Genomic DNA, 4,531 nt, shown 5'->3' with positions numbered 1-4,531 from the left:
CGATGTCGCCGACCCACTTGATCGAGGCGATGCCGATCCAGGAGGGGACGATCAGGCGGACCGGGGCGCCGTGGTCGGGCGGCAGGGGAGCGCCGTTCATCTCGTAGGCCAGAATCACGTCATCGAGGGCCTTCGCGACGGGCAGCGGGCGGCGCACCCGGCCCAGGTTCGTGCCGTCCGCCGTGACGTAGTCGGGGTCGAGGCCGCGCGGCAGGACGTCGACCGCGCCGCGTCGCAGCCCCGCGAGGCGCAGCACGTCGGCGAGGCGGGCACCGCGCCAGCGGGCGGAGCCGACGGCGCCGAGTGTCCAGGCCGTGCCGGTGACGGTCTGGCCCTGCTGGCTGGTGAAGTAGCTGCGGCCGTTGCCCGCGCACTCCAGGAAGGAGGAGCGGGTGACGGCGGGCAGCCGGCGCAGGTCGGCGAGGGTGAAGTCCCTGCCTTCGGCGCTGAGTCCACTGCCCCAGACCTTCAACGACCATGTGGCCGGGTCGAGGTGGGGAGTCGACGTGTGGTTGCGGACGAAGAAGTGGGACACGGGGGTGTGATGGCCGGTGTGTGCGAGGGAGGCGAAGTTCGTCTCCGCGTTCGTGCCGCGCTCCGTGAACCACTCCGTGGGAAGCGGCTTGACGATGCCGGGCACGGACAAGGGCGCGGACGTGGATCCAGCCGTGGACGGTGAGGGTGTCGAGGCCCGGGCGGTGGCCGGGATTGCCGCCGAGATGCCCGTCGCAAGGCCCGCGGCCGTCAGCATCCGCAGCAGGTCGCGGCGGGCCACTCCGTCCGCACGAGCCTCGCCGGACAGCCATTGCCGCAGCCTCCGGCGGTCGTACGTCGCCTCGTCAACTGCCAGGTCAGGTGCTTCATTTGGGAAGGTCACGCGGCGAGCTTAGGAATCCGGGCGGCCTGCGGCCCAGGGCAAGTCCAGTACCGCAATGCGGTGTTCACATCGCTGAGCCAGGACGTCGTGGGTGACGGCTGCGCACCCGCGACGTCCTGACGGCGCACGGCGACCTGTCTCTGGTATGACGAAGCGCGTGCGGAGCCATCGGCGGCCATCTGCCCGGCCTGTTTCTCCGGCGGCACGCCCCCTGGCCGGCCTGCCGCCGCGCTCCCTAGGCGTGCGGCCCCACCGTCACCGTACCCACGCTCAACTCCGCCACCCCCTCGGCGACTTCGCCGATCCGCTCCACCTGGTGCTGCAGCCTGTCGAGCTGCCGTGCCGTCAGCTTCTTGAGAGGTTCGACCGTGACCGCGATGCGTCTGCCCGAGCGGCGCTGGTGCCAGACGCCCGCCACCTCGCCGTCCACGAGGAGCAAGGGGTAGTTCCCCGCCTGACCGCCCGCCGGCGCGCGAGTGAAGGCCCGACCCGGGAAGAGCAGTTCGCGAGGCTGTGAGGCGATTCCGAACGCATCGAAGTAGGGGAGCAGGCGTACGCCGTCGGCGACGCCCTCCGGTCCGGGGAAGACCGTGTCGCCCGCCGCCACCCACGCCGGCCCGACGCCTTCGAAGTCGACCTCCTCGATCACCGCGCGCCGGGCCAGCTCGTCGAAGAGCGAGTGCGCCCAACTCCGCGATGTCGCGAGCCATTTGGCGAAGTGCTGTGGCGTGGCGGGCCCGTACGCGTACAGGTAGCGGCGGACGAGTTCGGCGAGTGCCGCGTTCGGTGCCATCGGGGTCACGCCGGGGTTCGTGTACGTCACCTGGCGCCCCCGGTTCGGTCCGAAGGCAAGCACGCCGCGGTGCGCCGCCGTGTGCATCGCCTGGCGCCAGCGGGGCCACATGCCCTGGAACGCGGGCATGACCAGGTCGCCCGCCCAGGGACCGCTCCGTGCCACGACCTCTTCCGTCAGCTCGTCGGCGGTCAGCTCCGCGCCCGTCAGCGCGCCCGCGACCGCCGTGACGACGGCGTCCGTCTGCTCCGCGGTGAGCCGGATGGCAGGGGCCTGTTGCCCTACCGAGCCCGGTAGGGCGGACAGTGCGCCGGTCCACATGGGGGCGTCGGCGGCGGCCAGCAGGTGCACGGTGCCGCGCGGCCCGTGCATCTTGACCAGCGATCGCTCCTGCCACAGGGCGGTGCGCACGTCGACCCGGGTGGCGCCCTCGATGCGTAGCCCCAGGGAGAGCTCGGCCGCGGACAGGACCTGGGCGTGCGCTCCCAGCATCGCGGCGGCGAGTGCGGGCACGGCGGTGGGGGAGGCAGCGTTCGGTGTGCCCAGGCCCTGGCGCTCGATGCGACGGGCGTTCGCCCCGGGCCAGTTCACTGTGCGCGTGGTCGTCGGCATGTCCCGACGCTAACGCTCATATAGGTCGGAAGCTGACCTCATTGGCCGCGTCGGCGCAGCGCACACCAGGCAGGCGGCGATGACCGACCGACCAGCCACCGCCGCCGCCTGGACCGACGGTGGGCGGGATCCTGCGCTGTGCGATGACAGGGTGAGCGCGCACGCCGCCTCCCTCCAACCCACGCCGCCTCCCTCCGGCCGTCCTGCCCGCCCCCCCCCGCCGACCGACGCGGTCCCGCGGTCCGGTTCGCCGTCAGGCGGGCCGGACCGTGACCGTGTGGCGTCCGCCCGCCACGTCGCCGAGGTGCACGTAGCCGTCGGCGACGTGGACGCCGTGCGCCTTGTGGCCCCGGCGCCAGACCGTCGCGCCGTTGTGCCGCACGACCCAGTCGCCGCGAGCGGGGAGCGGCACGCCGATCCCCGTCACGGCCCCGGCGGGAGCCTCGACGGAGAGGCTGAACTCGCCCGCGCGTCCCCGCCGCCAAGACGCCGAGACGGCGCCTTGGGGCGTCACGAGCCTGCCCTCGGCGTACCGGCGGTCCGCGGGGTGCGGGACGACCACGTGCCCGGACCCGTCCTCGGCCGGGCAGATGCCCAGGAACTGGTACGTCAGCGCCGACGTCGGACCGGTCGACCAGCCATGGGCGGCGCTCATGTACGAGCCGCTGTAGTCCGAGGACCCGTCGCGGCGGTACCCCTCCCAGAACGTACTCGCCGTGCCCGCGGGGCTGTCGAGCATGAAGCCCCACTCGCGGCGGATCAGGTCGAGCGCGGACTGCGCGCGGCCCGCGACGAAGTGGGCGTGCACCTCCATGCTGCCGGGGAACGGGTGCACCGCGTCGGCGCTCTTCTCCGGGCTCGGCGCACCGACCGTCGTCCAGCGCGCGGCCAGCCGCTCACTGATCAGTGCGGCGCGCTCCGCGGAGTCGACGAGGCCGAACCAGATCGCGAGCGCGTTGCCGTCCTGCGGGTACAGCGCGGCACCGGCGCCGGAGGGCTTGTCGCGGTACAGGCCCGCGCTCTCGTCCCAGTAACCCCCCTTCTCCACGGCCGACTTGAGGGCGCCGGCACAGGACGCCCAGTGTCCCGCGGAGGCGTCGTCACCCTGCGATCGGGCCAGTGCGCTGCCGGTCACCAGGGCCCGGTACATGAGGGCGTTGGCCTCCAGGTTCTTGCCGTCGGAGTCGCCCCGGGCCCAGTCGGCGCTGCTCGTCACGTTCAGCAGGCCGTCGGTGTCGAGCTTGCCGACGATGTAGTCCATGGCCTTGCGGTAGGCGCCGTAGACCGTCGCCACCCAGGCGTCGTCGCCACTGAGCTGCGCGTACAGCACGGTGCCGATGAGGGTCCACAGGTGGTACGCGTCGGAGTTGCCGACGAAGTTGACGGCCGGGCCGGCGTAGGGCAGCGCGCCGGAGTCGGCCTGGTGGTTGTAGAGGGTGCGCAGCGAGTTGCGCACGGTCTCCAGGTCGCCCAGGGACACGTAATCGGTGAGGACGGAGACGCCGAGGTCGCCGGGCCACACCGTGCGGTCCCGCTTCGCCCCGTCGACCAGCACCGTGGTACCGGCCTCGCCGACCGTCGCGGAGTTGTTCCAGCCGGTCTCGGGCGGACCCCAGACGCGTCCCTGGTCGACCGCGATGATGTTGGTCTGGACGGTGTAGGCGCCCGCGTACCAGATGCGGTTGAGCAGGTCGTCGTCGCAGTGGAAGTAGTTGGGGTAGGCCCGCAGGTCGGCGGCGTTCGGCGCGAACGTGATGTCGACCGTGACCTCGGCGAGGTCGACGACACCGTCCGTCGTGTTGATGACGGTCAAGTAGCGGAAGCCACCGCGCAGTTGTGACGCAGCGCTCGCGCCGGAGGGCGCACCGCCGACGGGTGTGTCCGTCCGGGTGCGCACGGTGGTGCCGGGCCCCGCGGCGTACAGCACGGGCGGCTCCTGGTTGGAACCTCCGTTGGAGCCGTCGCTGGAGGTGGTGCTCACGTACGTGGACAGCTCGCTGTAGGTGAGGCCGACGGTCTGGTCCGGCGCGGTCGACCTGGTGAACCGGAGGGTGACGAAGCCGCCGACCTCCTTGCCGAAGTCGAGGGTGACGGCGGCGCCCCGTCCGCTCAGGCGTGTGTGCTCGCCGGAGACGGGACGGACGGTGCGGCTCGCGGGGGAGAGGTTGAACCTGTCCCAGCGGCCGGCCGGTGCTCTGCCCGCCGCGCCGCGGACCGGCCCGGAGGAGCCCGCGGGGCGGCCGGTCGTC

General features: G+C 72.7%; 3 protein-coding genes. All 3 read right to left on the bottom strand.

The genetic code is table 11. The annotated features are described in order from the left end of the window. Positions 1-877 (bottom strand): molybdopterin-dependent oxidoreductase (locus G3I40_RS45175; RefSeq protein ID WP_343245222.1); only part of this gene is annotated, 877 nt, incomplete at its 3' end. Positions 878-1,112: 235 nt separating this feature from the next. Then, the gene (locus G3I40_RS45170; protein ID WP_164560586.1) at positions 1,113-2,282 is read right to left on the bottom strand and encodes a winged helix DNA-binding domain-containing protein; all 1,170 of its coding nucleotides are present in this window, start codon (positions 2,280-2,282) and stop codon (positions 1,113-1,115) included. A gap of 253 nt (positions 2,283-2,535) precedes the next feature. Next, positions 2,536-4,531, bottom strand: a 1,996-nt coding sequence (locus tag G3I40_RS45165) for an alpha-L-rhamnosidase (RefSeq protein WP_164560585.1), incomplete at its 5' end; no start/stop codon positions are given.

The organism is Streptomyces sp. SID14478 (assembly GCF_010548525.1).
Classification (GTDB): domain Bacteria; phylum Actinomycetota; class Actinomycetes; order Streptomycetales; family Streptomycetaceae; genus Streptomyces.
This window is presented reverse-complemented; position numbering and strand designations above follow the sequence as displayed.